General features: G+C 63.7%; 21 protein-coding genes and 1 pseudogene. 5 read left to right on the top strand and 17 right to left on the bottom strand.

The window, feature by feature from the left end:
- Window position 1: 1 nt before the first annotated feature.
- The 7 genes from ACYQ00_RS01780 to ACYQ00_RS01750 form a co-directional block, all read right to left on the bottom strand.
- A complete protein-coding gene (locus ACYQ00_RS01780; RefSeq protein ID WP_460030516.1) occupies window positions 2-1,129 on the bottom strand; it encodes a glycosyltransferase in 1,128 nt (375 codons plus the stop codon).
- Between the two features lie 133 nt (window positions 1,130-1,262).
- Window positions 1,263-2,144: a DUF2156 domain-containing protein gene (locus ACYQ00_RS01775; RefSeq protein ID WP_460030515.1), complete on the bottom strand. Its 882-nt coding sequence runs from the start codon at window positions 2,142-2,144 to the stop codon at window positions 1,263-1,265.
- On the bottom strand, window positions 2,141-3,628 hold the full coding sequence (locus ACYQ00_RS01770; RefSeq protein WP_460030514.1) for an MATE family efflux transporter: 1,488 nt from the start codon (window positions 3,626-3,628) through the stop codon (window positions 2,141-2,143). Before ACYQ00_RS01770 ends, ACYQ00_RS01775 begins: the two co-directional genes overlap by 4 nt.
- A gap of 178 nt (window positions 3,629-3,806) precedes the next feature.
- Complete coding sequence (hemW, locus tag ACYQ00_RS01765) at window positions 3,807-4,943, bottom strand: radical SAM family heme chaperone HemW (protein WP_460030513.1); 1,137 nt, start codon at window positions 4,941-4,943, stop codon at window positions 3,807-3,809.
- Window positions 4,944-4,954: 11 nt separating this feature from the next.
- Window positions 4,955-5,497, bottom strand: coding sequence for an epoxyqueuosine reductase QueH (locus tag ACYQ00_RS01760; protein ID WP_460030568.1), 543 nt, complete (start codon window positions 5,495-5,497; stop codon window positions 4,955-4,957).
- A 119-nt stretch (window positions 5,498-5,616) separates the two neighbouring features.
- The gene (locus tag ACYQ00_RS01755) at window positions 5,617-7,083 is read right to left on the bottom strand and encodes an Rne/Rng family ribonuclease (protein WP_460030512.1); all 1,467 of its coding nucleotides are present in this window, start codon (window positions 7,081-7,083) and stop codon (window positions 5,617-5,619) included.
- 99 nt (window positions 7,084-7,182) lie between these two features.
- Window positions 7,183-8,166 carry a radical SAM protein gene (locus ACYQ00_RS01750; protein ID WP_460030511.1) on the bottom strand — a complete coding sequence of 328 codons (984 nt, stop codon included), beginning with the start codon at window positions 8,164-8,166 and terminating at the stop codon, window positions 7,183-7,185.
- Window positions 8,167-8,273: 107 nt separating this feature from the next.
- Here ACYQ00_RS01750 and ACYQ00_RS01745 point away from each other — a divergent pair.
- The 4 genes and pseudogenes from ACYQ00_RS01745 to mutM all read left to right on the top strand — a co-directional run bounded on the left by ACYQ00_RS01745 (window position 8,274) and on the right by mutM (window position 12,629).
- Window positions 8,274-9,161: pseudogene (locus ACYQ00_RS01745) on the top strand (tRNA (adenine-N1)-methyltransferase).
- A gap of 80 nt (window positions 9,162-9,241) precedes the next feature.
- Window positions 9,242-10,507 carry a phenylacetate--CoA ligase family protein gene (locus ACYQ00_RS01740; RefSeq protein ID WP_460030510.1) on the top strand — a complete coding sequence of 422 codons (1,266 nt, stop codon included), beginning with the start codon at window positions 9,242-9,244 and terminating at the stop codon, window positions 10,505-10,507.
- Window positions 10,508-10,602: 95 nt separating this feature from the next.
- Window positions 10,603-11,775, top strand: a complete 1,173-nt coding sequence (locus ACYQ00_RS01735; RefSeq protein ID WP_460030509.1) for a ChaN family lipoprotein — start codon at window positions 10,603-10,605, stop codon at window positions 11,773-11,775.
- An 11-nt stretch (window positions 11,776-11,786) separates the two neighbouring features.
- Window positions 11,787-12,629: a bifunctional DNA-formamidopyrimidine glycosylase/DNA-(apurinic or apyrimidinic site) lyase gene (gene mutM / locus ACYQ00_RS01730; protein ID WP_460030508.1), complete on the top strand. Its 843-nt coding sequence runs from the start codon at window positions 11,787-11,789 to the stop codon at window positions 12,627-12,629.
- A 160-nt stretch (window positions 12,630-12,789) separates the two neighbouring features.
- Here mutM and ACYQ00_RS01725 read toward each other — a convergent pair whose 3' ends face one another.
- The 7 genes from ACYQ00_RS01725 to alr all read right to left on the bottom strand — a co-directional run bounded on the left by ACYQ00_RS01725 (window position 12,790) and on the right by alr (window position 18,464).
- On the bottom strand, window positions 12,790-14,025 hold the full coding sequence (locus ACYQ00_RS01725; protein ID WP_460030507.1) for an aminopeptidase: 1,236 nt from the start codon (window positions 14,023-14,025) through the stop codon (window positions 12,790-12,792).
- Between the two features lie 76 nt (window positions 14,026-14,101).
- Entirely contained in the window at window positions 14,102-14,650 is a 549-nt protein-coding gene (locus tag ACYQ00_RS01720) for a hypothetical protein (RefSeq protein ID WP_460030506.1), read from the bottom strand.
- A complete protein-coding gene (dnaB, locus tag ACYQ00_RS01715; protein WP_460030505.1) occupies window positions 14,647-16,029 on the bottom strand; it encodes a replicative DNA helicase in 1,383 nt (460 codons plus the stop codon). Before dnaB ends, ACYQ00_RS01720 begins: the two co-directional genes overlap by 4 nt.
- A gap of 45 nt (window positions 16,030-16,074) precedes the next feature.
- On the bottom strand, window positions 16,075-16,614 hold the full coding sequence (gene rplI, locus ACYQ00_RS01710) for a 50S ribosomal protein L9 (protein WP_460030567.1): 540 nt from the start codon (window positions 16,612-16,614) through the stop codon (window positions 16,075-16,077).
- 21 nt (window positions 16,615-16,635) lie between these two features.
- Window positions 16,636-16,905, bottom strand: coding sequence for a 30S ribosomal protein S18 (rpsR, locus tag ACYQ00_RS01705; protein WP_021761358.1), 270 nt, complete (start codon window positions 16,903-16,905; stop codon window positions 16,636-16,638).
- Window positions 16,905-17,240, bottom strand: coding sequence for a 30S ribosomal protein S6 (gene rpsF, locus ACYQ00_RS01700; protein WP_460030504.1), 336 nt, complete (start codon window positions 17,238-17,240; stop codon window positions 16,905-16,907). The genes rpsR and rpsF overlap by 1 nt, the downstream gene beginning before the upstream one ends.
- A gap of 141 nt (window positions 17,241-17,381) precedes the next feature.
- A complete protein-coding gene (gene alr, locus ACYQ00_RS01695; protein ID WP_460030566.1) occupies window positions 17,382-18,464 on the bottom strand; it encodes an alanine racemase in 1,083 nt (360 codons plus the stop codon).
- Between the two features lie 177 nt (window positions 18,465-18,641).
- On the opposite strand from alr, the gene ACYQ00_RS01690 reads away from it, so the two are divergent.
- Window positions 18,642-19,730 (top strand): hypothetical protein, encoded by a 1,089-nt coding sequence (locus ACYQ00_RS01690; protein WP_460030503.1) that lies wholly within the window; start codon window positions 18,642-18,644, stop codon window positions 19,728-19,730.
- Between the two features lie 82 nt (window positions 19,731-19,812).
- Here ACYQ00_RS01690 and ACYQ00_RS01685 read toward each other — a convergent pair whose 3' ends face one another.
- The 3 genes from ACYQ00_RS01685 to ACYQ00_RS01675 all read right to left on the bottom strand — a co-directional run bounded on the left by ACYQ00_RS01685 (window position 19,813) and on the right by ACYQ00_RS01675 (window position 24,122).
- Complete coding sequence (locus tag ACYQ00_RS01685) at window positions 19,813-20,532, bottom strand: class I SAM-dependent methyltransferase (protein WP_460030502.1); 720 nt, start codon at window positions 20,530-20,532, stop codon at window positions 19,813-19,815.
- Entirely contained in the window at window positions 20,529-23,201 is a 2,673-nt protein-coding gene (locus tag ACYQ00_RS01680; RefSeq protein ID WP_460030501.1) for a CHASE4 domain-containing protein, read from the bottom strand. The genes ACYQ00_RS01685 and ACYQ00_RS01680 overlap by 4 nt, the downstream gene beginning before the upstream one ends.
- Window positions 23,202-23,315: 114 nt before the next feature.
- Entirely contained in the window at window positions 23,316-24,122 is an 807-nt protein-coding gene (locus ACYQ00_RS01675; RefSeq protein ID WP_460030500.1) for a hypothetical protein, read from the bottom strand.
- Window positions 24,123-24,202: the final 80 nt, after the last annotated feature.

Genomic DNA, 24,202 nt, shown 5'->3' with positions numbered 1-24,202 from the left:
CCTACCCTGTTGCAGGGCCGGCGTCCAGCGGTGAGGCAGCGGCTGGGGGCGGAGCGATCAGGGCTTCCAGGGCCCGGCAGCGGGTTGCGGCGTCATACCGGGCGCGGGCGGAGGCCGCCAGGGCCGCGCGATCCCACGGATGGCCCAGGGCCAGCTCCAGAGCCTCCGCCAGGGCCACGGGATCGTCGGGCGGGACAAGCAGACCGCAGGTCCGGTCCTCCACCAGTTCGCTCATGCCCGGAATGTCCGAGGCCACCACCGGCAGGCCCAGGATACGGGCCTCCAGCACGGTGTTGGAAAGCCCCTCGCACCGTGATGGCGCTGCCAGGCATTGCGCCCTGGCCATCCAGGCCCAGGGGTTGGACTGATGGCCGGCAAAGCGCACCCTGTGGCCCAGTCCCAGGTGTCCGGCCATGCGTTTCAGCTCCCGGCCGTATGACGAATGCGCAGCATCCTCCGCACCGGCGCCAAGAATGTCGCAGGCCAGTGTCGTATGCGCAAGAGCCTGCAGCAGGATATCGAAGCCTTTAAGAGGGTCGAGGCGTCCCACCGCCATAATGGGCGCGGGCACAACGGGCAGGGGTTCCCGGCTCAGGGCTGCAAGCCGGTCCGCATCCACAGGGTTTGGCAGATGGTGCAGCACCCGTGGCGGCAAAGCCAGCAGCTCGCGCAGTTCGTCGCGAATGGCCAGACTGGGGCAGAGCACGGCATCTGCCGTGGGATACAGCACCCGGGCGATTCGCTGCAGGGCGGGGTGCAGATTTTTTGAGGGCAGGCTGGCCTCGCGCACCAGCAGTCGGGTGCCGCGGGGGAGCAGCGGCCGGAGGGCCAGCAGCAGCAGATTGCAGTGGGCCAGGGTGGAGACGACGGCGGCAGGCCGCAGTTTCCAGACGGTCCGGATCAGGGCCGGGCCAGCGGCGCGGACGTGGTCTGCTCCCAGGGGAATCACCCCCACATCCCCGGCCAGGAAATCAAGCAGAGAGCCCCGACGGCGCAGCAGGCAGATCGCCGGGGCAAAATGGTCGCGATCCAGGCCGTTGGCAAACAGCGTCACCACCCGCTCGGCCCCGCCGGGGGCCAGGTCGGGGACAAAAAAGAGCACGGAACGCCGCCCGGCCGGTGCTGTCATGCATGCTCCCGAAAGGTGTGCGGAAAGGAGGACACTGGCCCTGATACGCCATTGCGCAGGGTTTGCAAAGAGAGGGGAAGAACCGTGGCGGCTACCGGGCTCTTCCCCGATGTTCTCTGGATCCTGGCGTGGGTTAGCGGGGCAGGATGCTGGCGTGGTATTTTTTCAGGAAGCCTGTGGGATGATAGGAAAGCTTCGCCTTGCGCAGGCCCTCGTCGCCCAGGTCCTGTTCGCGGTTGACGACCTTGAAGCCGTTGGCGTCGTGCTCCAGGAAAATCTGGTTGATGGCCTGATATACGCCGCGCATGCCGGCCTGCCCTTTTTCGAAGTGGATGACCAGGGTCTCGTCATCCAGGGGTTCCGCCACGGTAAAGGCGACCATGGCCCCGCCCACGTGCAGGGCTCCGCCCATGAGGCCGGGCAGCACGTCCCAGCGGGTCAGCACCCGCTCGATGGCATTGTTCTCGGCAATGAGGGCTGGGGAGTCCGGAGTCTCGTGCCAGCCGCGCCAAGCAGCCTGCAAGGCCAGGGCTTCTTCCACGCAGTCCGGGGTCATGGAGCGGTATTCGTATTGATAGGTTTTTTTGAACCCGTTGAGATGGTTCTTCTTTTTGTGATGCACATTGCCTTTGAGCTCAATAAGCTCAGTCACGTCATAGAGGTAGTCCCAGTTGTCGCGGTCTTCAGTGAGCACGAGCCGGTCGCCCAGGTGCTCCTGCCAGAGCAGGGCCAGTTTTTCGGGCACGCGGATCACCTCCATACCCTGGGCCAGGGAGGGGCAGTCGTTCCAGGGCAGGCCTTCCCAGGGCCCCACAGGGGCCCAGTAGCGCACGGTGGGCTTGGTCTGGCGGATCCAGACGCACTGGCTGCCCCAGGCCCACTCCAGGCCATATTCCTCGGCCCAGCCCCAGAGGTTGGCGAAGCTGGTGTCGCTGGGATGCTGGGGGCAGGCAGCGTAGGCTTCCAGGTAGGCTGCACGGCCTTCCAGGGAAATGGGGGCGAATTCTTTATTCATGAAGCTGACTTCCCTTGCGTTTCGTGTTGCACGGTAACCCCTGGCGAAGGCGCTGCGCTGTGCGCGGCACACGAGGGGCGCGAGGGCTGGCGGGCGGAGCGCATGGCGAAGCGCCCCCAGTCCCGGAACAGAAAAAGGAACAGCAGCGCGCTGCACTGCACGCCCTGGGACACAAACATGGCGATCCACACGCCTTGTGAGCCCATGCCAGCCTTGAGGGCCAGCCACCAGGCCAGGGGCAGACGCACCCCCCACGTGGAAACCACGAACACGCCCAGCGTATACAGCGTGGCGCCCGCGCCGGTCATCACCCCGGCCAGGATCATGGTCCCGCAGGTGAAACATATCGCCAGGATGTTCCAATATAAATACGACATGACTTCCGCATGCACAACCGCATCCGCCGCCACCCAGCCAGCCACGGTGCCGGCCACCTGCCACAGGGCCAGCCCGGCCAGGCTGATGCAGCCGCAACCCAGGGCCAGCATCTGCAACCCGGCCCGCTTGGCTGCGGCGAAGTCGCCTGCTCCCAGGTGCTGGCCCACCAGCACGGAGGCGCTCATGTTGAAGGCCAGGGCCGGCAGGAACAGCAATCCTTCCAGCCGCTGCCCCGCGCCCAGGCCGGCCATGGCCGCCGTGGCCTGCGGCCCCAGCCAGCCGATGATGACGAACAGGGCCAGATTGCCCACCTGCCAGACCACCTGCGAGGCCCCCGCCGGCCAGCTGACCTTGAGCAGATAGCCCCGGGCCTTGCGCTGCCAGCGGCGCGGGGGCAGGCTGCGCCAGCTCAGCCGGCCGCGCTTCCACAACACATAACAGTTCAGCCACGCGCCCAGGCAGATGGAGAGCAGGGTGGCCAGCCCCAGGCCCACGGCGCCCAGGGGCTCGAAGCCCAGCCAGGCCTGCGCCCAGCCCAGCCCCCAGCCCAGGCCAAGCATCAGGTCGCCGGCAAGATTGACCAGGGCAATGGCCGTCACTGTCCAGAGGGGTGTGTATACCTCGCCATAGGCGCGGAAGATGGCGTTGGTGGAAATGAGCACATGATTGGCCGGCAGCACGGCCAGGTAGAGGATGAGCAGCCGGGTGGCCTCGGGGCGGACCTCGAGAGGGGTGTTCAGCAAATCCAGAAAAATATCGCGCCCTGGCAGGCCAATGGCCATGATGCCCAGACCCACGGCCGCGGCGGCCAGCAGGGAATAGGCCGCGTAGCGCATGGCACGCAGCGGCCGGGCTGCGCCCAGGGACTGACTGACCGCAGCCACGATGCCGTTGGACAGGCCCACGCAGATGATCGAGAGCACGAAAAGACTCTGGGTGATCAGCCCCAGGGCGGCCTGGGTTTGCGGGCCGATGCGGCCGGCAGTCCAGACATCCGCAAAACCAATGCTGAAATGGGCGAACATCATCAGCACCTGGGGCCAGGTGAGGTGCAGGATGATCTGCCAGGGGCTGCGCAGGGCGCGGACGTTCGGGTGTTGGCTCATGGGGGCAGGTGGCGGCAAAAGTGGACCGGCACGGGATGAAGACCGGCAGCAGTAGCACCGCCGTGGCGTCAGGTCAACGCAAGCTCCGAAGAATGCAACTATGTTTTAAGCAGCAATCGTCAAGGGGGACGCGATGAGGCACGGCCAGAAGGCAGTGGCGGACTGGACCGATGGCTGATCAGTCATCGGTCAGGTTGGCCAGGATGGCGTCGGCCACCAGCCAGCCCTCATGGCTCAGGCGCAGGTAGCCGCCGTGGATGCGGATGAGTTCCCGGGTGGAGAGCGCCTTGATCTTGGCCTCATGCCGCTTGAGAAAGGACTCCCCGGCCAGACGACGGTAGCCGCGCAGGTTCAGCCCACGGGAGGTGCGCAGCCGGAGCATCACCAGCTCAGTGATGCGCTGCTCCAGGGTCAGCGTTTCCACGGCCGCAGGATCCTCGTCCTGCCCGCTGCCTTCCACCAGGGAGATCCAGTCCCCCAGGGTGTCAGGATTGGCCCAGCGCCGGCCGGCCAGGGTGGACACGGCCGAGGGCCCCAGGCCCAGGTAGTCCCGGCCTTCCCAGTAGCCCGTGTTGTGCCGGGACTGAAAGCCCAGGCGGGCGAAGTTGGAGATTTCATAATGCAGATAGCCGTGGGATTCCAGGTACTCGCTGCCATACAGGAACATTTTGCCCTGTTCGTCGTCCAGGGGCAGCTCCAGTTCGCGGTTCAGGCAGCGGGCCTCCAGGGGGGTGCCCGGCTCCACAGTGAGACTGTAGCAGGAGAGATGCTCGGGCTTGAGGGCCACCACCCGGCGCAGCTCATCCAGCCAGATTTTCACCCGCTGGCCGGGGCGGGCCCAGATCAGGTCCAGGCTCAGGTTCTGGATGCCGGCCAGCCGGGCGTTGTGCACCGCGGCCAGCCCCTGCCGGGCGCTGTGTCTGCGGCCAAGCTGCTGCAAGGAGGCATCATCCATGGCCTGCAGGCCGATGGAGACGCGGTTTACCCCCAGGCCGGCCAGATCATGGAAATGATGCGCCGTGACGCTCTCGGGATTGGCCTCCAGGGTGATTTCCGCATCCTCGGCCACGCGGAAGGCCCGGCGGAGGCGGCCCAGGATGGCCTCCACGGCCTTGGCCGGCAAAAGGGAGGGCGTGCCGCCGCCAAAATAGATGGTGGAGACGCATTTACGACCCAGACGGTCCCCCTGCTGGGCGATTTCCCGCATCATCGTATCAAGATAGCGCTGCATGTCCCCGGGGCCAGGACGTTGGGAGGCAAAGGCGCAGTAGGCGCATTTCTGCGTGCAGAAGGGAACGTGGATGTAGCAGAGCATGGAACTGCCGCTCAGGAGGAGGAAAGTCGCTGCAACTGTTTGTAATACCGTTCGTATTCGCTATAGATGCAACCGCAGTAAGGCTGACGGTACACGCCCAGAGCCTTTGATTCGTCGATGCCCTGCTGCCAGCCGGCACGGAAATCGTCGTACAGGAACACGAGATTGCGGGACGCGGCAATCTCCTCGCTGCAGCGACGGATCAGTTCATGGTTCTGGTACCTGGAGTAGAGCAGGGTGCTGGAGATGGCTTGGTGTCCGCTGGCCACGGCCGCGTCGGCCACACGCTCCAGACGCAGGCGGTAACAGTGCTCGCAGCGTTGGGTATGATCCGTCAGCGTGGTCAGAAAGGTCGCCGGATGGTACTCTTGATCCAGCCAGCACATGCCCATGCCCAGATGCGCCGCCACCTGGGCCATGCCTTCGCGACGGCGCAGGTATTCCTGCAGCGGATGGATGTTGGGATTGTAAAAACAACCCGTCACCTCCAATCCCTGCTGCAACAGCATTGCACCAGGATACAGAGTGCACGGCCCACAACAACAATGCAACATCACTCGCATGGCGCGCACCTTTATGCGGATTGCCGGATCGCCCGTCAAACGTCTCTGGAGCGGGGGTTGGGGGAAGAATCGCGCTGCCGCCAGATTTTTCCCCCTGGTGGGTGCAGTGGTTATCCGTGGCGCATGGTCAGAGTCAGCTGGATGCCATATTGCTGCTCCATGGCCAGGAGTTTTTCCTTTTTGCGATTGAGCAGATAGAGGCAGAGTTCCGGCTCCAGGGGGATTTCCAGCTGGGGCTGCCCGGTGTTGGCGCGGAGCTGGAAGTAAATTTGCTTGAGGGCCTGCATGGCCTGCCACTCCATGTTCCGCCGGAAGCCCGTGCCCTGGCAGGCCGGGCAGGGTTCGGAGGAAAGGGAGATGGCCGAGGAGCCCAGGCGCTGGCGGACGAGCTGCAACAAGCCGAACTTGTTCAGCTTGCCCACGTCGTGCCGGGCGCGGTCAATCTTCATGGCCGCCTTGAGGGTCTTTTCCACCTCCGCCCACTGCTTGCGATCCTTCATCTCAATGAAATCGATGACGATCTGTCCGCCCACATCGCGCAGGCGCAGCTGCTGGGGAATGAGCTCGGCGGCTTCCATGTTGGTCCGGTAGGCGGTTTCCTGGAAGTTGGTCTTGCCACCGGTGCGGCCGGAGTTGATGTCGATGGCCATCAGGGCTTCGGCCTGGTCGAATACCAGCTGCCCGCCAGAGGGCAGGGTGACGTGGCGGCTGTACAGCTGATCAATCTGCTTTTGCAGGTTGAAGCGCTCCCAAAGGCTGCGGTCCGGCGCATCGTGCAGTTTGACCAGACTTTTGGAGCGGGGGAACAGGATGGCGGCGTAGGCGGCCAGACGTTCGGCCGTGCCGGCGTCATCCACCCAGATTTCGCCCACGTCGGCGGTAAAGTAATCGCGCACGGAGCGTTCGGCCAGATTGGGTTCCTGGTAGATCAGGCTGGGGGCCTGGACCTCCTGGCCGCGCTTGCGGGTTTCTTTCCACTGGCGCTCAAGAATTTGCAAATCCTTGGAAAGATTTGTCTTAGAGAGCCCCTCGCTCACGGTGCGCACAATCACGCCCAAGCCCTCGCCAGGGGTGATGCCGTTCATGATTTCCTTGAGCCGGGCGCGTTCCTCTTCGTCCTCCACCTTGCGGGAGACGCCGATCTGCTCGCGCCCCGGGGTGAGCACCAGGTGCCGGCCGGGGATGGACAGATAAGTGGTCAGAAACGCGCCCTTGGCGCCGGTGGGCTCCTTGCCGATCTGGACCAGCACCTCCTGCCCGGGCTTGAGCACCTTCTGGATGAGCGGATATTTGTGCCCCTTGGTGTTTTCCACGGGGGTGAGGTAGTATTCGGGGTGCACTTCGTCGATTTGCAGGAAGCCGTTTTTCACGGCGCCGTAGTTGACGAAGGCCGCCTGCAGGGAGGTATCGACGTTGTGGATGACGCCTTTGTAGATGTTGCCCTTGGTCTTGGCCTGGTGCAGCATCTCAACATAGTATTCCTGCAGCTTGCCGTCTTCGGAGAGGGCCACTTCGACCTGTTCTCCGGGCAGCACGCTGACGTACATCTTGCGTTTTTTCTTGGTGGTACGAGCCATGGAAATCCTCAATTACCATGCAGACGAGGCCATGCGTCAAATGGGGAGGGCATGTGGTCGCCGCGACAGACGGAAGTGCGGCGGCGCAGGGCCGGGCGTCTAGATGGCGGAAAAAAAGTGTGCGGAGGGGTCGTCCGTCTGCGATCCCCGATCCTGAATATGCCCGGACTGCTGCAGTTTTTCAAGTACAGCCTGCAGGGCGGCGGCCGGAACTTGCAGTGCCTCGGCCAGCTGGGCGGCAGTTTGCGGGCGGCGGGCAAGGCTGGCCAGCACGGCTTGCGTCAGGGCAGAGCGGCTGCAGGACGCAGCTGCAGGCTCTGGCGGAGGAACCGTTCGCGGAGCGGGACTGGCCGCTGCCGCCGGCTCCCCGCCAAGGACCTCGCGCCAGCGGGCCAGGGTGTTGCGGTCCACGGCCTGGGCCTCGGGATAGGCCCCAGGGCGCGACAGCGTCACCACATCCACGCGATCCGGTTGCAATTGCTGCACATATTCCTTGAGCGCCGCCAGATTGGCCGCGCTGTCGTTCACGCCGCGGCTCAGCAGAATCTCCAGGTAGATCCGTCCGCTGTATTCACGACGAAAGGCCAGCAATCCCTCGGCCATGCGTTGCAAATCCACCTGGTGATGCGGTCGGTTCAGGCGACGGTACTCGGCGTCGATGAGCGTGTCCATGGAGGGCAGGACCATATCCGCCGTGCCCAGTTCCCGCCGGACCTCCGGCAGATGCAGAAGGGACGAGTTGGTCAGCACAGCCACGGGCAGGCCCGGGAAGAGCTGCCTGCACCCGGCAATGATATCGCCCAGCCCGCTGTGCAGGGTGGGTTCGCCCGAGCCGCCCAGGGTGATCACGTCCGGCAGCGCGTGCCCGGCATCACGCCAGGCCCGCAACTCGTCCAGCAGCTGGCGGGTGGGGATCCATTCCCGCCGCTCCAGGGTCAGCCGCGTGGTGGGCTTGACCTCGCAGTACAGACAGTCGAAGGAACAGATCTTCTCGCCCAGCAGATCCACCCCAAGGGACCGGCCCAGACGGCCGGAGCGTACGGGGCCAAACACATGCACAGGGGAGACGCGCGGTTCGGTCATGCGGTGGTATCAGGAAAGGCGAGGCGGCGCCCCGCGCAAGGAGATGTGTTGACAGCGCAGGCCGCACCCGAGTAGGCAGCGGGCAACGTCTGCGCAAAGGAGCGATCATGTCACTGTCCGGAAAGCTAGTACTCCTGGTGAGCCCCAAGGGCAAGCGCTATTTGCAGCGCATCGAGGAAAAAGGCAGCATCCACACCCACGACGGCTTCATCACCATGGAGACCCTGGCCGCCTGCGACTACGGCGCCGTTGTCCCCACGCACATGGGCCGGCCGTACCGCCTGCTCAAGCCCACGCTGTACGATCTGGTCAAAGGCGTGCGGCGGCAGACGCAGATCATCTATCCCAAAGATATCGGCTAGATCTGCATGCGTCTGGGTATCGGGCCGGGCATTCGCGTCATCGAGGCCGGCAGCGGCTCCGGCAGCCTCACCCTGGCGCTCTCCTGGTTTTGCGGACCCACGGGGCAGGTGTACACCTACGAGGCCCGGCCGGAATTCGCCAAGCTGTGCGCCCGCAACCTGGCCTGGGCCGGGGTGGGCGAGAACGTGACCCAGCACGTCAAGGACATTGCCGAGGGCTTTGACCAGACCGGCGTGGACGCGCTCTTCCTGGACGTGCGCACCCCCTGGGATTACCTGGAGCACGCCGCCGCAGCCGTGGCCCCGGGCGCAACCCTGGGCTTTCTCCTGCCCGTGACCAATCAGGTCAGCCGGCTGGTGGAGGCCCTGGAACGCGGGCCCTTTGCCGGCATTGAGGTCATGGAGCTCCTGGTTCGCCGCTGGAAGCCCGTGCCCGACCGCCTGCGCCCGGACGATCGCATGGTCGCCCATACCGGGTTCCTGGTCTTTGCCCGGCAGGAGGACCCCTCCTTCAAAGCCGAATCCCTGGCCAAGGACACCTCTGCGGCAGAGGAGATTTCGTCCAGTGCGTTGGGGGGGGCAGAGCCAGAGCTCTCTGATGCGCAAGAAATGGATTATATTTCAGATAGTTAAAAAGATGGTCTTGCAATTCTGATTCGCATTGGCTATCTGCTGAAAGACTGCCTGCATCCCATCCGTATTCAGGAGATATCATGACCCGCAAGGACCGCACCGAAGGCATCTACAGCCGTCGCGAGGTGCTCGATGAAAGCGAGCGCCGGCAATACTATCTCATCCAGCTCAAGGAGCTGTTGCAGTACGCTTACCGCTACTCCGAAGACGTGAAAAAACGCTTCGACCGCGCCCAGTTTCAGGTGGAAAAATTCAGGAATCTTAATGACCTGAAGCATATTCCCATCCTGAAGAAAAAGGAGCTCATCTTCCTGCAGTCCATGGGACCGCGGCTGGGCGGCCTGCTGACCAAGGATCTGGGCGAGCTCAAGCGCGTCTTCCTGTCCCCCGGCCCCATCTTCGACCCCGAAGACCGTGGCGAGGATTACTGGGGCTGGACCGAAGGCTTCTATGCCGCCGGCTTCCGCTCCGGCGACCTGGCCCAGGTGACCTTCAACTATCACCTGACCCCCGCCGGCCTGATGTTCGAAGAGCCCCTGCGCAACCTGGGCTGCGCCACCATTCCCGCCGGGCCGGGCAACACCGCCACCCAGCTGGATATCATGGCCAAACTGCGCGTGACCGGCTACATCGGCACGCCCAGCTACCTGATGCACCTGGCCCAGAAGGCCGAGGAAACCGGCATCAACCTGCGCAAGGATCTGTACATGGAAGTGGCCTTCGTCACCGGGGAAAAATTCTCCGAAAAGATGCGCAACACCCTGGAAAAGAAGTTCGACTGCATCATGCGCCAGGGCTACGGCACCGCCGACGTCGGCTGCATCGGCTACGAATGCTATCACAAGAACGGCCTGCACGTGGCCAACCGGGCCTACGTGGAAATCTGCCATCCCGATACCGGCATCCCCCTCAAGGATGGCGAGGTCGGCGAAATCGTGGTCACGGCCTTCAACAAGACCTATCCTCTCATCCGGCTGGCCACGGGTGACCTTTCCTACATCGACCGCCTGCCCTGTCCCTGCGGCCGCACCTCCCCGCGCCTGGGCAACATCGTCGGCCGCGTGGATACCACGGCCCGCATCAAGGGCATGTTCGTCTACCCGCATCAGGTGGAACAGGTCATGGCCCGCTACGAGGAAGTCAAACGCTGGCAGATCGAAGTCACCAACCCCGGCGGCATCGATGAGATGACCCTCTACATCGAAGCCTCCAACTTCAAGCGTGATGAGGAACTGCTCCATACCTTCCGCGAAAAGATCAAGCTGCGCCCCGTGCTCAAAGTGCTCGCCCCCGGCTCCCTGCCCCCGCAGATGCGGCCCATCGAGGACAAGAGAAAGTGGGATTAGGAACCAGAGAATCAAGAAATGCAGGGGGAGTGATTCCCCCTGCACCCCCCCGGTGCTCCGGTGGGTCACGGCGGCCGCGTGGTCGCCGCCTCGCCGTGCTGCTGGCCTGCTGTGCCGCCCTGACGCTCCTGGCCGGCGGCTGCACGGCGGGGCGGCGGGTTTCCCTCAGCTGCCCGACCGCGGATGGTCCACCGGCCGTGCTTCATACTGCCGATGCGTGCCGCCTGCCCCAGGCCGGCTACATCCTTCTGGGCGAATCCCACACCTCGCCCTGCGATCATGAGGCGCAGCGCCTGCTGCTGGACTGGATCGGCCAGCGTCCGGACAGCCAGTGGCCCCAGGGCAAGCCCGTGGTGGCCCTGGAGATGGTGGCCGCGGACCGCCAGGCCGCCCTGGACCGCTTCAACAAAAAGCTGATTGGACTGCCGGAATTGCGCGAAGCCCTGGACTGGGACCGCACCTGGGGCCACCCCTGGGAGCTGTACGCCCCGGTCTTCGCGGCTGCCCGTGCCGCCGGGCTGCCCCTGCACGCCGCCAACGTCCCGCAGCGGCTGGTGGATGTGGTGCGCGAACGCGGTCTGGATGCCGCCGCTCCTGAGGACAAATCGCATCTGCCCGAGACCATCATTCTCCCCGGCGAGGAGCAACTGGAATTTTTGCGCGGATTTTTTGACAGCCACTCCAGCATATTGCACCAGAACGCCACCCGCGCGCCTTCCGCTCCCCCCGGTGGCGAGGCCTTTGAGCGCTTTGTCCGCGTGCAGAGCCTGTGGGATACGACCATGGCCCGCAATATGGTCCGCTTGCGGCGCGAGACCGGCCATCCCGTGCTGCTCATCGTGGGCAGCGGGCATGTGGAGCATGGTTGGGGCGTCAAACGCCGGCTGCGGGAGTTCGATCCCGGCGCGCCCGTGCTCTCCATCATGCCTGCGCGAACTGCAGAGGAACTGACCGCCGGACTCCCGACCGGCGAGGTGCGCTACCTTTGCCCGCCGTCGCATTACAGCCGCCTGGGGTATGCCGTGGAAGAGCGGGAGGAGGGCGGCGCCGTCCGCCTGTTTATCACCCGCGTGGATGCCGGCTCTCCGGCCGCGACCGTTGGCTTTGTGGTGGGCGATATCCTGTTGGGTATTAATGACCTGCCCGTGGCCGGGATTGGCCAATTGCAGGTGATTCCCATGAAGCTGCGCGACGACCCCGTGCTGCGCTATCGCATCCGTCGTGGTGACGCCGAGATGGAATTGACCCTGGAACGCCGCCCCTTCTGACCTGTCCTGCCATGCCTGAACTGCCGGAAGTAGAAACCATTGCCCGCAGTCTGCGGCCGAGCCTGGAGGGCCGAAGCATCCGCAGGCTGGAGGTCCGCCACGCCGGTGCCGTCCGCGGCGGGCTGGACGCCGAGGCGCTGACCCGCGCCGTGCCGGGCCGACGTATCCTGGCCATCCGCCGCCGGGCCAAACTGCTGCTGATTGAGCTGTCCGACGATCTGATCCTGGCCTTTCATCTGAAAATGACCGGCCGCCTGCACCTTCCGGAGCCTGCCGAAGCGCCGGACAAGCACACGCACCTGGTCTTTCACCTCGACGACGGTGCCCGCCTGTTTTTCATGGACATGCGTAAATTCGGCGCCTGCGCGGCCCTTACGGCGGCCCAGCTGCAGGCCCTTCCTTTTTACGCCTCCCTGGGCCCCGAGCCCCTGGAAACGCCAGCCGAAGCCCTGGCCCATCGCCTGGATGGCAAGCGGGGGCGGATCAAAGCCCTGCTCCTGGACCAGACCGTGCTGGCCGGGGTGGGGAACATTTATGCCGACGAGGCCCTGTTCCGCGCCCACCTGCGTCCTGATGCCCCGGCGGACGGCCTTCCTCTCCCCCAAAAAATCACCCTCATGGAACACGTGCGGGCCGTGCTGCAAGAGGGCATCGACTGCTGCGGCGCGAGCATCCGCAACTACGTGAACGCCCGCGGTGACGCAGGCGCGTTCCAGAACACCTTCAACGTGTACGGCAAGGCCGGCCAGCCCTGCCCGGCCTGCGGCGCGGTCCTGGTCAAAACCACCGTGGCCGGCCGCACCAGCACGTTTTGCGAGCGATGCCAGAGAGGCAGGGAGAACCCCAGTCTGTAGAAAGGGGTTCTCCCTGCACCCCCTTCCCCAAAGACTTTTGGTCGGGGGGATATGCGCACCGCGCAATCTGTGCGCCTCTTTTGAGCCTCTTAACCGGAGGGGGCCTGGAGGAACTCAGTTCCCCCAAGCATGTCTTTTCTTCGCTCTTCCCGCTTCCCTTCTACATCGCGAACATGCCGTTTTCGTAGACCTTCATCTTGCCGCCGCCTTTGAGGGTGGCGGTGACGGTTTTGGGTTCGGTGTTCACGAGATCCCAGTGCAGGGCCGAGGCGTTGAAGCCCAGGCGTTCGCGTACGGGTTGGGTGAAGGCTTCGGGCAGGCCGGCGTAGCTGTTGGCGTAACTTTGGCCCAGGGCGATGTGGCAGCTGCCGTGTTCGCCGCCGAAATTCTCGTCGTAGAGGGTATTGGCCATGAAGCGGGAGATGGGGGAGAAGCGTTTGTCCACCAGGGCGAACTCGCCCACGCGGGAGGCACCGGCGTCCATTTTGAGTTGTTCGAGGGCAAAGTCCAGGCCGCTGTCGGCGTGGACGGCAGCGACCTGGCCGTAGCGGAATTCCAGGCGCAGGCCATCCACGCGGACGCCATTGCGGAAGGTGGGCAGGGTGGCGGCGAATTCGCCTTCCACGCCACGCCAGTCCGGGGAGAAGTAGCATTCGAAACTGGGGATATTGCGGCCGGTGAGGGCGATCCACTGCCGGGATTCACCCACTGGGATGAGCATGTCCATGCTGGCGCTCTGGATGCGCAGGGCGGCCAGGGGCAGGCTGTTCAGCCAGTGCTGGATTTCGCGGATGTGTTTTTCGAAGAGCCGCCATTCCTTGACCGGCTCATGCCGGGCGATGAGACAGGCGCGGGCAATTTCCGCGGCATACTCCTCCAGGGGCATGCCGGCCTGCTCAGCCAGGGCCGGGGTGGGGTAATAGCCCAGGGTCCAGCCGTAGTCGCCGGCGGCCTCGCGCACGCTGAGGATGGACTGCAACGGCTTGCGGGCAGAGACAGCCATGGCAATGTTGGCCGGGTCCACCTTGGACAGATGCATCAACGATTCCGGGGCAATGAGCGTGATGGAGCCCGCGGTGGCCTCGCTGAGTTCCCGCTCTCCGGGAATAAGGGTGGTCAGACGCTTGTTGTTGGCCAGGGTATAGGTATCGTATTCCATCTTGGCCGTGTCGCGCGCCTGGGGCACGGGGATCAGGCCATCCCGGTGCAGGCGTTCCGCGAGGATTTCGGCCAGGGGCAGGGCAGGGAGGTCATAGCGGATCTGGATCAGGTCGCTTTTTTTGAGCGGCTTTTTCCGGGCCAGGGACAGGCCCCAGAGCAGGGCGCTGGCGTAGCTGTCCAGTTCGTCAGGGGTCAGGGGCGAGGGGAGAAGGGATGAGGTATGCATGCGTTCCATGCGCCTCTTGTTCCTTCTTTCCTGCGGGTTCGTCCAGGAAAATATGCGGAGGAATGGACAAAAAGCAGGGAACGCCTCAGGGGGCGGCGGCGTCCCTGGCGTCCTGCAAAAGGATGTTCAGATAAAAATCATGCGACCCGGTTTGCATGGCGTACGCCCGGGCCAGTTCAGCCGCGCCTTCCGCATGCTCGGTGCCAGCCACGAGCGCAGCGGCCAGGGAGAGCCGGTCCTGCAGGGATTGCAGCAGGGTCTGGCGCGCCTCATACAGCAGGGAGGCCACTTCCTCACTCAACCCCTCGGGGATGGGCAGGGCCTGGGTGGCATTCAAGGAGGCGCTGGTCACGGCAAAGTAGAAGCCGGAAATGGCGTCCTGTACGGCGGCAGTGGCGTTTTCCGAATCCTCGGCGTGGGCCATGGTGGATTTGACGACCAGAAAGGCCTCGTCGGTGGCGTTGCGCAGGGAAAGGGCCGTGCGTTCGAATTCAATCACCGCTTCCAGGGCGTGCGTTGGACGGGAAAGTTCGAGAATCACAGTGTCGGCTCGGGCCGAAAGCGGCAGGCACAGCACGACCAGTGAGACGGCGGTGGCCAGCTGGAACAAAGTGGGGACGCGGCGGATGGTCATGATGCAGCCGGTGTTTCCTGCGGTTCGTAGCCCGAGTAGCGCTCTTCCAGTTCCTCGAAGGCGGTGTACGAGCCGACGTAGGCCAGCTCCACCGTGCCCAGGGGGCCGTTGCGCTGCTTGCCGATGATGACCTCGGCCACGCCGCGCTTGGGGTTGTCTTCCTTCTTGTTGTACACTTCGTCACGATACAGGAAAATAATCACGTCCGCATCCTGCTCGATGGCGCCGGATTCGCGGAGGTCAGAGAGCAGGGGGCGTTTGTCGCCGCGCTCTTCCAGTTTTCTGTTGAGCTGGGAAAGCGCCACCACAGGCACATGCAGCTCCTTGGCCAGGGCCTTCAGGCTGCGGGAGATTTCGGAGATTTCCTGCTCGCGGCTGTCGATGCGGCGGCTGGCGCGCATGAGCTGGAGATAGTCCACCACCACCAGGCCGAGGTTCTTCTCGCGCTTGAGGCGGCGGCAGCGGCCGCGCAGTTCGGTCACGCTCAGGGCCGGGGTGTCGTCGATGAACAGACTGGCCCGGGAAAAGTGATCCGCCGCAGTGTGCAGCTTGGACCAGTCTTCGTCGTTGATGTTGCCGCGACGCATCTTGGCCAGATCCACCTTGCCCCAGGCGCAGAGCATGCGCTGCATGAGCTGTTCCTTGCCCATTTCCAGGGAAAAGATCACCGTGGGCACGCCACCCTGGATGGCCGCGCGCATGCAGACATTGAGGGCAAAGGCCGTCTTGCCCATGGCCGGGCGGCCGGCGATGATGATCAGGTCCGTGGGCTGCAGGCCGGCCGTCAGCTCGTTGAGCTTGTGATAGCCCGTGGGTACGCCGGTGACGGACTGCTTGTTCTCGAACCGGGCCGTGAGCTCGTCAAACACCTGCCGGACCAGCTCGTTGGCCGGGGTGATGGAAGAGCCGACCTGCCGCTGGGAGATGTCGAAGACGGCTTTTTCCGCAAATTCAAGGAGTTCATTGATTTCGGGACGCGGCTCGAAGCTCTCGGCCACAATCCTGCTGCCGGCCTCGATGAGCTGGCGTTGCAGGGCTTTGTCCCGGACAATGGTGGAGTGATAGTGGGCATTGGCGGCGCCCACCACGCTTTCGATCAGTTCCGCAATATAGGCCGAGCCACCGGCCTCTTGCAGCTTCTTTTCCCGCGACAGATGCTCGGCCACAGACACGGCGTCCACCGGCAGGTTACGGGCGGAGATGTCCAGGCAAGCCTGATAGATCAGGCGATGCTGCGGGTAATAAAAGTCATCTGCGGAAAGGGTTTCCGAGATGGAAGAGAGGGTGACAGCTTTGATGAGCACCCCCCCCAGCACCGATTGCTCGGCTTCGAGGTTGTGGGGGGGGTGCTTTCGAGCGTCGCCGGGGAGTACGTCCATGGGGACGATTCCCGCGGCCTTGGCCGCAGGCGAAGACAATAGGTCCTACTCGGCTGCGGGTTCGGCTTCGGGAGCCGCTTCGGGAGCCGCTTCCGCTTCGGGGGCGGCTTCGACCACGTCGAGGTCCGCGGCGCTGCCGCCCTGACGGTACACCTTCACCGTGCAGGTGGCGGTGACGTCGGGGTGCAGCTTGAAGGCCACTTCGTACTTGCCCAGCGCCTTGATGGGGGCTTCGAGCAGCAGCAGCTTGCGGTCCACTTCTTCGCCGATGATCTTGGCCAGGGCGGCGCAGATGTCCGCGGAGGTGACGGAACCGTAGAGACGGTCGCCTTCGCCCACGCGCACTTCCACTTCCACCACGGCGGCGTTGATTTTTTCAGCAAGCGTTTCGGCGGTGGCCTTCAGCGAATCGCGCTGGGCCTGCAGCTTCTTGCGTTCGTTTTCGAACACGCGCTTGTTGGATTCCGTGGCCAGCATGGCCAGGCCCTGCGGAATGAGGAAGTTGCGGCCATAGCCGGCCTTGACGGTGACAATCTCGCCCAGGCGGCCGAGAGTGTCCACATCGGCGCGCAGGATGATCTGCATGGTTGCCATGGAAACTCCTCCTTAGCCCGCGGCCTTGGTGCGCTTCTGCACATAGGTGGCGTGCACGGCAGTGTAGAACATCAGGGCCATCTGACGGGAACGCTTGATTTCCGTGGTCAGGCGGCGCTGGTGCTTGGCGCAGGTGCCGGTGATGCGGCGGGCAATGATCTTGCCGCGCTCGGTCACAAAGTCATTCAAAATGTCCGGACGCTTGTAATCCAGAGGCAGGTCGGGATTGGCGCAGAACCGGCAGAACTTCTTGCGGGGGGTGAACTTCTTCTTGAAAGCCATTACGCGCTCGCCTCCTCGGAAGCGGCGGCCGCGGGGGCGGCCTCCTCGTGTTCATCAAGCTTGACGGTGACGAACTTCATGATGCCGTCGGTGATGCGGATGATGCGCTCCAGCTCGGCAATGGCCTTGGAGGGGGCGCTGAATTCCAGCCGCACATAGTGGCCGCGGAAGAACTTGCGCACGGGGTAGGCAAGTTCCTTCATGCCCCAGTCGTCAATGAGGGTCAGGGTGCCGCCTTCGCGTTCCAGGACGCCCTTCAGATTCTCGACGATGGGGGAGAGCTCGTCCATCCCCAACTCCGGCGAGAACAACAACAGATTCTCGTATTTGCGCATGATCGCTCCTTGTGGACATGCAGTCGGGCCTGCGGCAAACAGCATGCCGCATTCCCGCACAAGGCCCGCGGGACCATCCCGCGAGCAAGGTGGAATTCGTTTCAATAGCCGAGGCGGCTGGTGGCGTCAAGTGCCTTTTGGCTAGCCCCGCCGGTTCAGCCCCAGGAGGCAGAAGACTTCATAGGGGATGGTGTCCCACCAGCCGGCCAGGTCGTTGGCCGTGATGGCGCCGGCGCCGGAGCCGCCAAGGATCCAGGCTGCGTCGCCGGGTTGGGTCTGGGGGATGCGCGTGACATCCACGGCAGTCAGCTGCATGCAGACCCGGCCCAGGATGCGGGCCCGCTGGCCGTGCAGGCAGACGTAGCTCTTGTTGGAAAGCCCGCGGGAGACGCCGTCCGCATAGCCCATGGCCACGATGGCCACGGTCAGGTCTTCCTCGGCCGTGAACGTGCGGCCGTAGCTGATGGCCTCGCCCTTGCGCAGGGGGTGCACCTGCAGCACCGGGGCGCTGGCGGTCATGGTCGGCTGCAGGCCGCGGCCCTTGTCCGCCCAGGCTGTGCCCTGGAAGGGGTTGACGCCGTACAGGGAAATGCCGGGGCGCTGAAGATCGAAATGCAGATCCGGATAGGCCATCAGCCCGGCGGAGTTGACCAGGGAATATTCCAGATTGAGCCCACGACGTTCGAAGAGGGCTCGGCATTCCTGAAACCGGGCGGCCTGTTCGCGTACAAAGGGCTCGCTCTCGGGCTCGTCGGCAGTGGCCAGATGGCTCATGGCCAGCACGGGTTCGAGATTGCGGGTTTTGCGCAGCTGGTCGAGCAGGGCCGGCAGTTCGTCGGCGGTGAAGCCCAGGCGGCGCATGCCGGTATCCAGCTTGATGGCAATTTGCTGCGGCCGGCCGGCGGTGGCCTCGGCCAGCATTTGCAGCTGGTCCAGGCGGTAGATCAGGGGCAGGAGATTCTGGCCGGCCACGGCCTTGGCCTCGCGCATGTCCTGCGGGCCCAGCAGGCTGAGGATGCGGCCGGGCAGCCCGGCTTCGCGCAGGCGCACGCCCTCGGACACCGCGCCCACGGCGTACATCCGCACACCGTCCAGGGAGAGGCCGCGAGCCACCTCCAGCAGGCCGTGTCCGTAGGCGTCGGCCTTGATCACGGCCATGCAGCCGCGGCCAAGCGACTGCATCCGTTTGAAGTTGGCACGAACCGCCTTCAGGTCCACTCGCACATCAAGCAAATTGTAATCCAGAGCCATCCGGGAACCTCACACGCGTCTTGGGAGGGCGTTGTACTCGGGCGCAGGCACGCTGGCAAGGGTCATGGATTGTTTTTCAAAGCCAGGACATGCTATCAGATGAATTGCGGCTCGTGAAACGGAAATCCATATATGGAGAGGAAATACGTCATGGATGCGAAATTGTTCAAGAATAATGATGCAGTGCTCCTTGCGCGCGTGGAACAGGCCCTGGAGGCCCGGCGCAAGGCCGGCCTGGAGGGACTGGTGGGCGGGCTGGAAGGGGTGTGGATTGCCGTGGAGCCCGAGACGTTCGGGCCGGCCGTGGAGGAGCTGCTGCGCGTCACCGGCCTGGAATTTCGCGAAGCGTTTGAGGATGATGCCAGCAAAACCTGCCACCTGGGCCAGGATGGGAATGTGGATTTTCTGATTCGTGTGCGCAAGGGCGGGGCAAATCCCTTCCGCACCTTGAATGACAACCCCAAAACGCGCCACCTGCCCAACACCAGACTGGAAACCTTTGTGTACAAATGCAGGGACCTGGAGCGATTCGTGGCCCTGCAGCGCGAGCAGGGGCGGCAGTTTCTGACTGCGGACATCCAGCGCACGCCGCAGTATTCGTTCATCCAGACACCACCCTCGCCCTTTACCGGCAATTCCCTGGGATTCATCCAATGGCATGGGACGGAGGGCGCCTGGCGCACGGAAGCCTCCCGCCCTCTGGACTGGCGCATGACCAAGCCGGACCATCCCTGGCTGGCGAATATCTTTGAGCTGGACCATACGGCCACCCGGGTCAAGGCCGAGGAACGCGACGAGGCCATCATCGAGTTTCTGGAATGGACCAACTACCGCTTTGCCTTTGCCGTGTACGTGGAGAGCCTGAACAGCATCACCAACGTGGCCCGGCTGAGCATGGATGATTATGCCCAGGTGTTTACATCGGGCATCAAGCCATTTGAGTCCCTGGAGGCTTCTGGTCCCACGGAGCGGTTCATTTACAACTACGGCAAGCGCGTGCACCACCTGGCGTTTCGTACCGAGGAGATTGAGTTCACGTATGAAAAGCTGGGCGATGCAGGGCTGCAATACATGGTGGAACTGGTGGGGTCACGCGAGGAAGGCCTCAAACAGACATTCACCTATCCCTCGCAGTACACCTTTCTGGTGAACGAATACATTCATCGCTACGATGGATTTGACGGCTTCTTCACCAAAAGCAACGTCACGGCCCTCACCAAGGCCACGGAAAAACAATAGTCCGGGGACGCGACCCGGGAGACGAGGGAAGGTACTGGTGCGGGCGCGGACCCCTTGCGTGCAAAGCAGATCCGGGAGGCCCTTAGCCTGCCGGTGCGATTGTGCTGCCCTGGCTGCGGCTGTGCTCGGCAATGATGATCTGGACGATGTGGCTCTGTCTGCCCGGGACTGCGCAGGCAGAGGGCCGTGCGGAAAGGGTGGCGGTGTTCCAGTCATAAAAGAACGCGGATTTTGGAACAAAGTACCGGGCAATCAGGGCCGTGAAATCCGGATAGGAGTATTCCTGGACATGAAATCTGTTGTCTGTCTTCTGGGTGTATGCCTGGCAGGGGGTTGTGAACACCAGCAAAGCGTTGGGGCGCAATCGTGCTGAAATGGCGTGCAGCACCGCGTCCACTTCTGCAGGGTCGATGTGCTCGATGACTTCTGTGCATACACACACATCAAAATCTCCCGCATCCAAGGCCTGCACTTTTTCTTGAATGTAGGTGATGTTGTGCGCTGCGTGTCTGGTGCGCGCAAAGTCAAGTTCATGCGGATCGATGTCAATGGCAACCACTTCTGCGGCAAACTGCGCCAGGATTTTTGCGCCATAGCCAAATCCGCAGCCCACATCGAGAACGCGTTTGCCAATGCACAATGGCGCAAAGAAATAGAACCGGTCGATGTGCGCATCCAAAATGGGCTGCGGTTGCTCTGCATCATGAAAGACAATGATGGCGGTGGAAGTCTCGTGCCCGTATTCGTTCCGGGAGAGCAGGGAAAATCTGTTGTTCAGCGGCGTATCGATTCCAACGCTCATTGCGGCGGATCCTTCGTTTCCAGGGTCAGGGGCAGGAGCACCACAAAGCGGCTCCCCTGGCCCTGGGTGGACTGGACGCTGATGCTGCCGCCATAATGCTCGGCAATTTCCCGGCAAATGGCCAACCCCAGGCCGGCGCCCCGGGGTTTGTCCCGCAGGCCGTCGCCTTCGCGGATGCCGGGGGCGCTCTGGTAGAACCGCTCGAAGATGTGGCTGAGAATGTCCTCGGCAATGCCCTCGCCCGTGTCTTCCACCACCACTTCCAGCAATTTTCCTTCGGAAGGCACGCTGGCCGAGAGGGTGACGGCGCCCTGGTTCGTGAACTTGGCGGCATTTGACAGCAGATTGGCAAACAGCTGCCGCAGGCGTTCGGGATCTGCCTGCAGGGTGGGCAGCCGGGCTGGCAGGAGGATGCGCATGGCCACGCCTGGCTTCAGGGTGGGCTCCACGGCATCGGCCACGCGCCGCAGCAGGGTGGCCATCTGCACCGGCTCTTCCTGCCATTCCATGGCCCCGGATTCGATGGCGTTCAAGTCAAGGAGATCATTGACCAGCCGGGTCAGCCGCTCGCCTTCCTGCTGCATGATTTTCAGGTTGCGCAGGTGTTCAGCGGCGCGTTCCTGCTGCATGGGGGTGGTGGCCAGGGGCAGGAAAATCCGCTTGAAGGTGCGTTCCATCAGTTTGGCAAAGCCCATGATGGAGGTGAGCGGGGTACGCAGCTCGTGCGAGGCGGAGGAGAGGAAGGAACTCTTGATGGTATCCAGCTCCCGCAGCCGGCGCACAGCCTGTTCCAATGCTCGCGTGCGGTCGGCCACAGTGGCTTCGAGGGTGTCGTGCGCGGTGCGCAGGGCAGCCTCAGTCTGGCGGCGGCTGGTGACATCCAACAGGGAGAGGATATGCCAGCCGGGCTGGGGCAGGTCCGCCACGGTAAAGGAGATGTGCCGGGCGGTGCCATCGGAGCGCAGGAATTCGCATTCCAGGTTGGCGATGCGTTCGTTGGTGCCATCCAGCATGGCCTGCATGCCGGGCTGGGCCTCCCGGGGGAAGAACCGGGTCCAGTGCGGCTGCAGCTGCTCCAAGGCCCCCTGGGACATGCCGGACAGGCGGGCGAATCCCTCGTTGGCCAGGGCCACGTTGCCCTCGCTGTTGAGCATGGCCAGGGCCGCGCCGGTGCTGGTGAAGATGGTGCGATACGTCTCCTCGGAGAGGCGCAGCCGCTCCTGGGCGTTTTGCAGTTCGGTGATATCCACAAAGGATTCAAGCAGGATGGAGCGGCCGTTGCGCTCCAGCATGGTGGCGCTTTTGAGCACGGGAATGCGGGTGCCGTGGATATCGATGAGGTAACGCACCGCCAGATCCAGGGATTCGCCCAGATCCGTCACCGGACAGCTGCCCAGCTCCGAGGGGCAGAGCAGGCCATGGCACAACCGCCCCTTGAGTGCCTCGCGCGAGCGGCCCAGGAGCTTTTCGGCAAAGGCGTTGGCGTCCAGAACCAGGTGCGTTTTGGGATCGATTTGCAGAATGCCGGCCTGCAGGGAGTCCAGCACGGCAAGGTGAAACTGCTCTTCCTCCTGCAGGAATTCCAGCTGGCTGACCTGCTTCGCGCGGGATTCCTCCAGGGCGGCAAGCATGGCATTGATGGAAGCAGCCAGACCGGAAATCTCATCCCTGCCAGCCAGGTACACTTGCTGCCCCGGCACGCCGGAAGTTGCCAGCCGTTCGGCCTGCAGCCCAAGAGAACGAATGCGGGAAAGGATGCGCGACTCCAGCAGCCACAGGATCACGGCTGCCGTGGCCAGCACGCACAGGCTGACTGCCACGGCCGTGTACAGGATTGCCTCCCCGCCTTTGCGCATCACTGTGCGGGGTTTTTCAAATTCAAGCTGGAGCGTAGGGTCGCCGAAGATGTCTCGTATGACGATGACCCCGCGCAAGACGGTCTCGTCGGTTTCAATGCGCACCAGCGCGTGTTCCGAGAGTGCTTCCGCACCATCATCGATCGTATCGACGGGCTGGAGGTCCGAAGTGGGCAAGGAAAGGGGCAGGAGGCGCAGCCCGGTCTGAGTTTGCTCGCGCAGATCAGCCAGGAGACTGCCCTGGAAATGGCGGGCGATGACCAGGGTGCCGCAGGGCGGACCAAGGCCCGTACTGGGCTGGATGCGCCGCGCGCACACAAACATGGGGCCTTCCGGCAGCAGCAGCAAGCCCATGGTGCCCGATTCGGGGGGCAGACGGAGCTGGTCGCGGGAAAACAGGACATCCAGCAGGCCCTGGGGCAGGGCCAGGGCGACATTGCGTTCGGGATCCCATCCTCCGGACCAGATCATCCGCCCCTGGGCGTCCAGAAAGGCCAGAGCGTGCATGGCATTGTCCTTCAGGGTGATGTCCTGAAGGTTTTCATCGATGAAGCTTTGCCGGGCCTGGGCCGTGGCGTTGCTGACAAAGGCGCAGCTGCTGTCCCAGTTGGCCCAGTCGGTTGTCAGCGCGCCAAGATCCCTGGTGTACTGGCGCAAGGTATGGTCAACCCGTGCGGCGTCCTCGCGGGCAAGTTCGAGTTCCAGGGAGCCGAAGCGGTCGAGTAGGATCGTGCGCAGACCAAGAATGGACCCCGTCAACAACACGGCTGCCGCGAGGAAGATGAACAAGAGGCTCTGCTGGCGTATGGTCATTCGTATCGCGTTGCCTGGGCGCGTGGCTTAGGGAAGAAAACAGGGGTACAGCCAAGCAATGCCAGAAAATGCGAAGCCATTCAATCCAAGAGATTGCGAAAATGGCAAGGGAATTTACCTTAGGTGAAAATCCCCAGCAAACCCGTCACAATGGCATTCACTTTGTTGACGCTGGGACCAACCGAGCGCCCGACGCACGCAGACAACCCGGCCAGCCTGATAGACCACCCAGGCCTTGCCATGGCTGCGGCACTGGAAGCGAGGTCCATCCAGCTGGCCCGTGGGCGGGCCGGCCAGCTGGGAGACCTGCTCGTAGGTCATGCCTTTTTCCACAAGATTGGCGGCCACGAAGGTTGCGTCCCGTGATCCCTGCAGCATCTCGCTGCGCATGCCCATTTTTTCTTCCAGATATTCCCGATCCGGCTGGTTGGGCAGGGATTTCGGGATGCCCGGGGTGGTGGCGTTGGAAAGGCCGCTGGACGTCCCGCTGCTCCCGCTTCCGGAAAAGGTCGGCCGGGATTCCATCAATCGCTTGGCCTGGGCTTCCAGGGAGGCCATATCCACCTCGCCGGCCACGGTGCAGGTCAGGGCCATGCTCTGGCCGGACATGGCCACTTCTTCCTTGATGACCGTGGCCTTGATGATGGCCCCGGAAAAGCTCTGGACCACGTCCCTGGTCAGCTCGAAGTCCTTGAGTTCGGACATCACGCGGGAAAAGGTGCCGGCCCGTTCCAGGATGGCCCGTTTGGCCTCGGCCAGACAGGCGGCGCGGGCCTGGTTCTTGGATTCCGCATCGCCCATGATATACGTATGGGTGACGACGATTTCTTCCGCGGCGGCCAGCCCGGGGTGCAACACGGCAGACAGGCTCAGCAACACGGCGAGGGCGGGCGCAATGCGAAGGATGCGGACGGCGTTCATGGCCACCTCCAGGGACGGCGCGGCGTCAAAAAGATGAATTCTCCGGACTGACGACACAGCCAAGCATACTTCGCGCCACA

The sequence above is a fragment of the Megalodesulfovibrio paquesii genome (assembly GCF_054653055.1).
Note: the sequence above shows the minus strand (reverse complement) of the source record. Positions and strands in the feature narration are given on the sequence as shown.

Excerpts from the sequence above, each read along its gene's own strand:
- hemW (WP_460030513.1), bottom strand. The coding sequence starts at position 4,943 with ATGCTCTGCTACATCCACGTTCCCTTCTGCACGCAGAAATGCGCCTAC.
- ACYQ00_RS01675 (WP_460030500.1), bottom strand. The coding sequence starts at position 24,122 with ATGAACGCCGTCCGCATCCTTCGCATTGCGCCCGCCCTCGCCGTGTTG.
- ACYQ00_RS01775 (WP_460030515.1), bottom strand. The coding sequence starts at position 2,144 with ATGAATAAAGAATTCGCCCCCATTTCCCTGGAAGGCCGTGCAGCCTAC.
- ACYQ00_RS01760 (WP_460030568.1), bottom strand. The coding sequence starts at position 5,497 with ATGTTGCATTGTTGTTGTGGGCCGTGCACTCTGTATCCTGGTGCAATG.
- mutM (WP_460030508.1), top strand. The coding sequence starts at position 11,787 with ATGCCTGAACTGCCGGAAGTAGAAACCATTGCCCGCAGTCTGCGGCCG.
- ACYQ00_RS01690 (WP_460030503.1), top strand. The coding sequence starts at position 18,642 with ATGGATGCGAAATTGTTCAAGAATAATGATGCAGTGCTCCTTGCGCGC.
- ACYQ00_RS01750 (WP_460030511.1), bottom strand. The coding sequence starts at position 8,166 with ATGACCGAACCGCGCGTCTCCCCTGTGCATGTGTTTGGCCCCGTACGC.
- ACYQ00_RS01740 (WP_460030510.1), top strand. The coding sequence starts at position 9,242 with ATGACCCGCAAGGACCGCACCGAAGGCATCTACAGCCGTCGCGAGGTG.
- ACYQ00_RS01770 (WP_460030514.1), bottom strand. The coding sequence starts at position 3,628 with ATGAGCCAACACCCGAACGTCCGCGCCCTGCGCAGCCCCTGGCAGATC.
- ACYQ00_RS01720 (WP_460030506.1), bottom strand. The coding sequence starts at position 14,650 with ATGACCATCCGCCGCGTCCCCACTTTGTTCCAGCTGGCCACCGCCGTC.
- ACYQ00_RS01680 (WP_460030501.1), bottom strand. The coding sequence starts at position 23,201 with ATGACCATACGCCAGCAGAGCCTCTTGTTCATCTTCCTCGCGGCAGCC.
- rpsF (WP_460030504.1), bottom strand. The coding sequence starts at position 17,240 with ATGCGCAAATACGAGAATCTGTTGTTGTTCTCGCCGGAGTTGGGGATG.
- rplI (WP_460030567.1), bottom strand. The coding sequence starts at position 16,614 with ATGCAGATCATCCTGCGCGCCGATGTGGACACTCTCGGCCGCCTGGGC.
- ACYQ00_RS01685 (WP_460030502.1), bottom strand. The coding sequence starts at position 20,532 with ATGAGCGTTGGAATCGATACGCCGCTGAACAACAGATTTTCCCTGCTC.
- ACYQ00_RS01725 (WP_460030507.1), bottom strand. The coding sequence starts at position 14,025 with ATGGAACGCATGCATACCTCATCCCTTCTCCCCTCGCCCCTGACCCCT.
- dnaB (WP_460030505.1), bottom strand. The coding sequence starts at position 16,029 with ATGGACGTACTCCCCGGCGACGCTCGAAAGCACCCCCCCCACAACCTC.
- rpsR (WP_021761358.1), bottom strand. The coding sequence starts at position 16,905 with ATGGCTTTCAAGAAGAAGTTCACCCCCCGCAAGAAGTTCTGCCGGTTC.
- ACYQ00_RS01780 (WP_460030516.1), bottom strand. The coding sequence starts at position 1,129 with ATGACAGCACCGGCCGGGCGGCGTTCCGTGCTCTTTTTTGTCCCCGAC.
- ACYQ00_RS01755 (WP_460030512.1), bottom strand. The coding sequence starts at position 7,083 with ATGGCTCGTACCACCAAGAAAAAACGCAAGATGTACGTCAGCGTGCTG.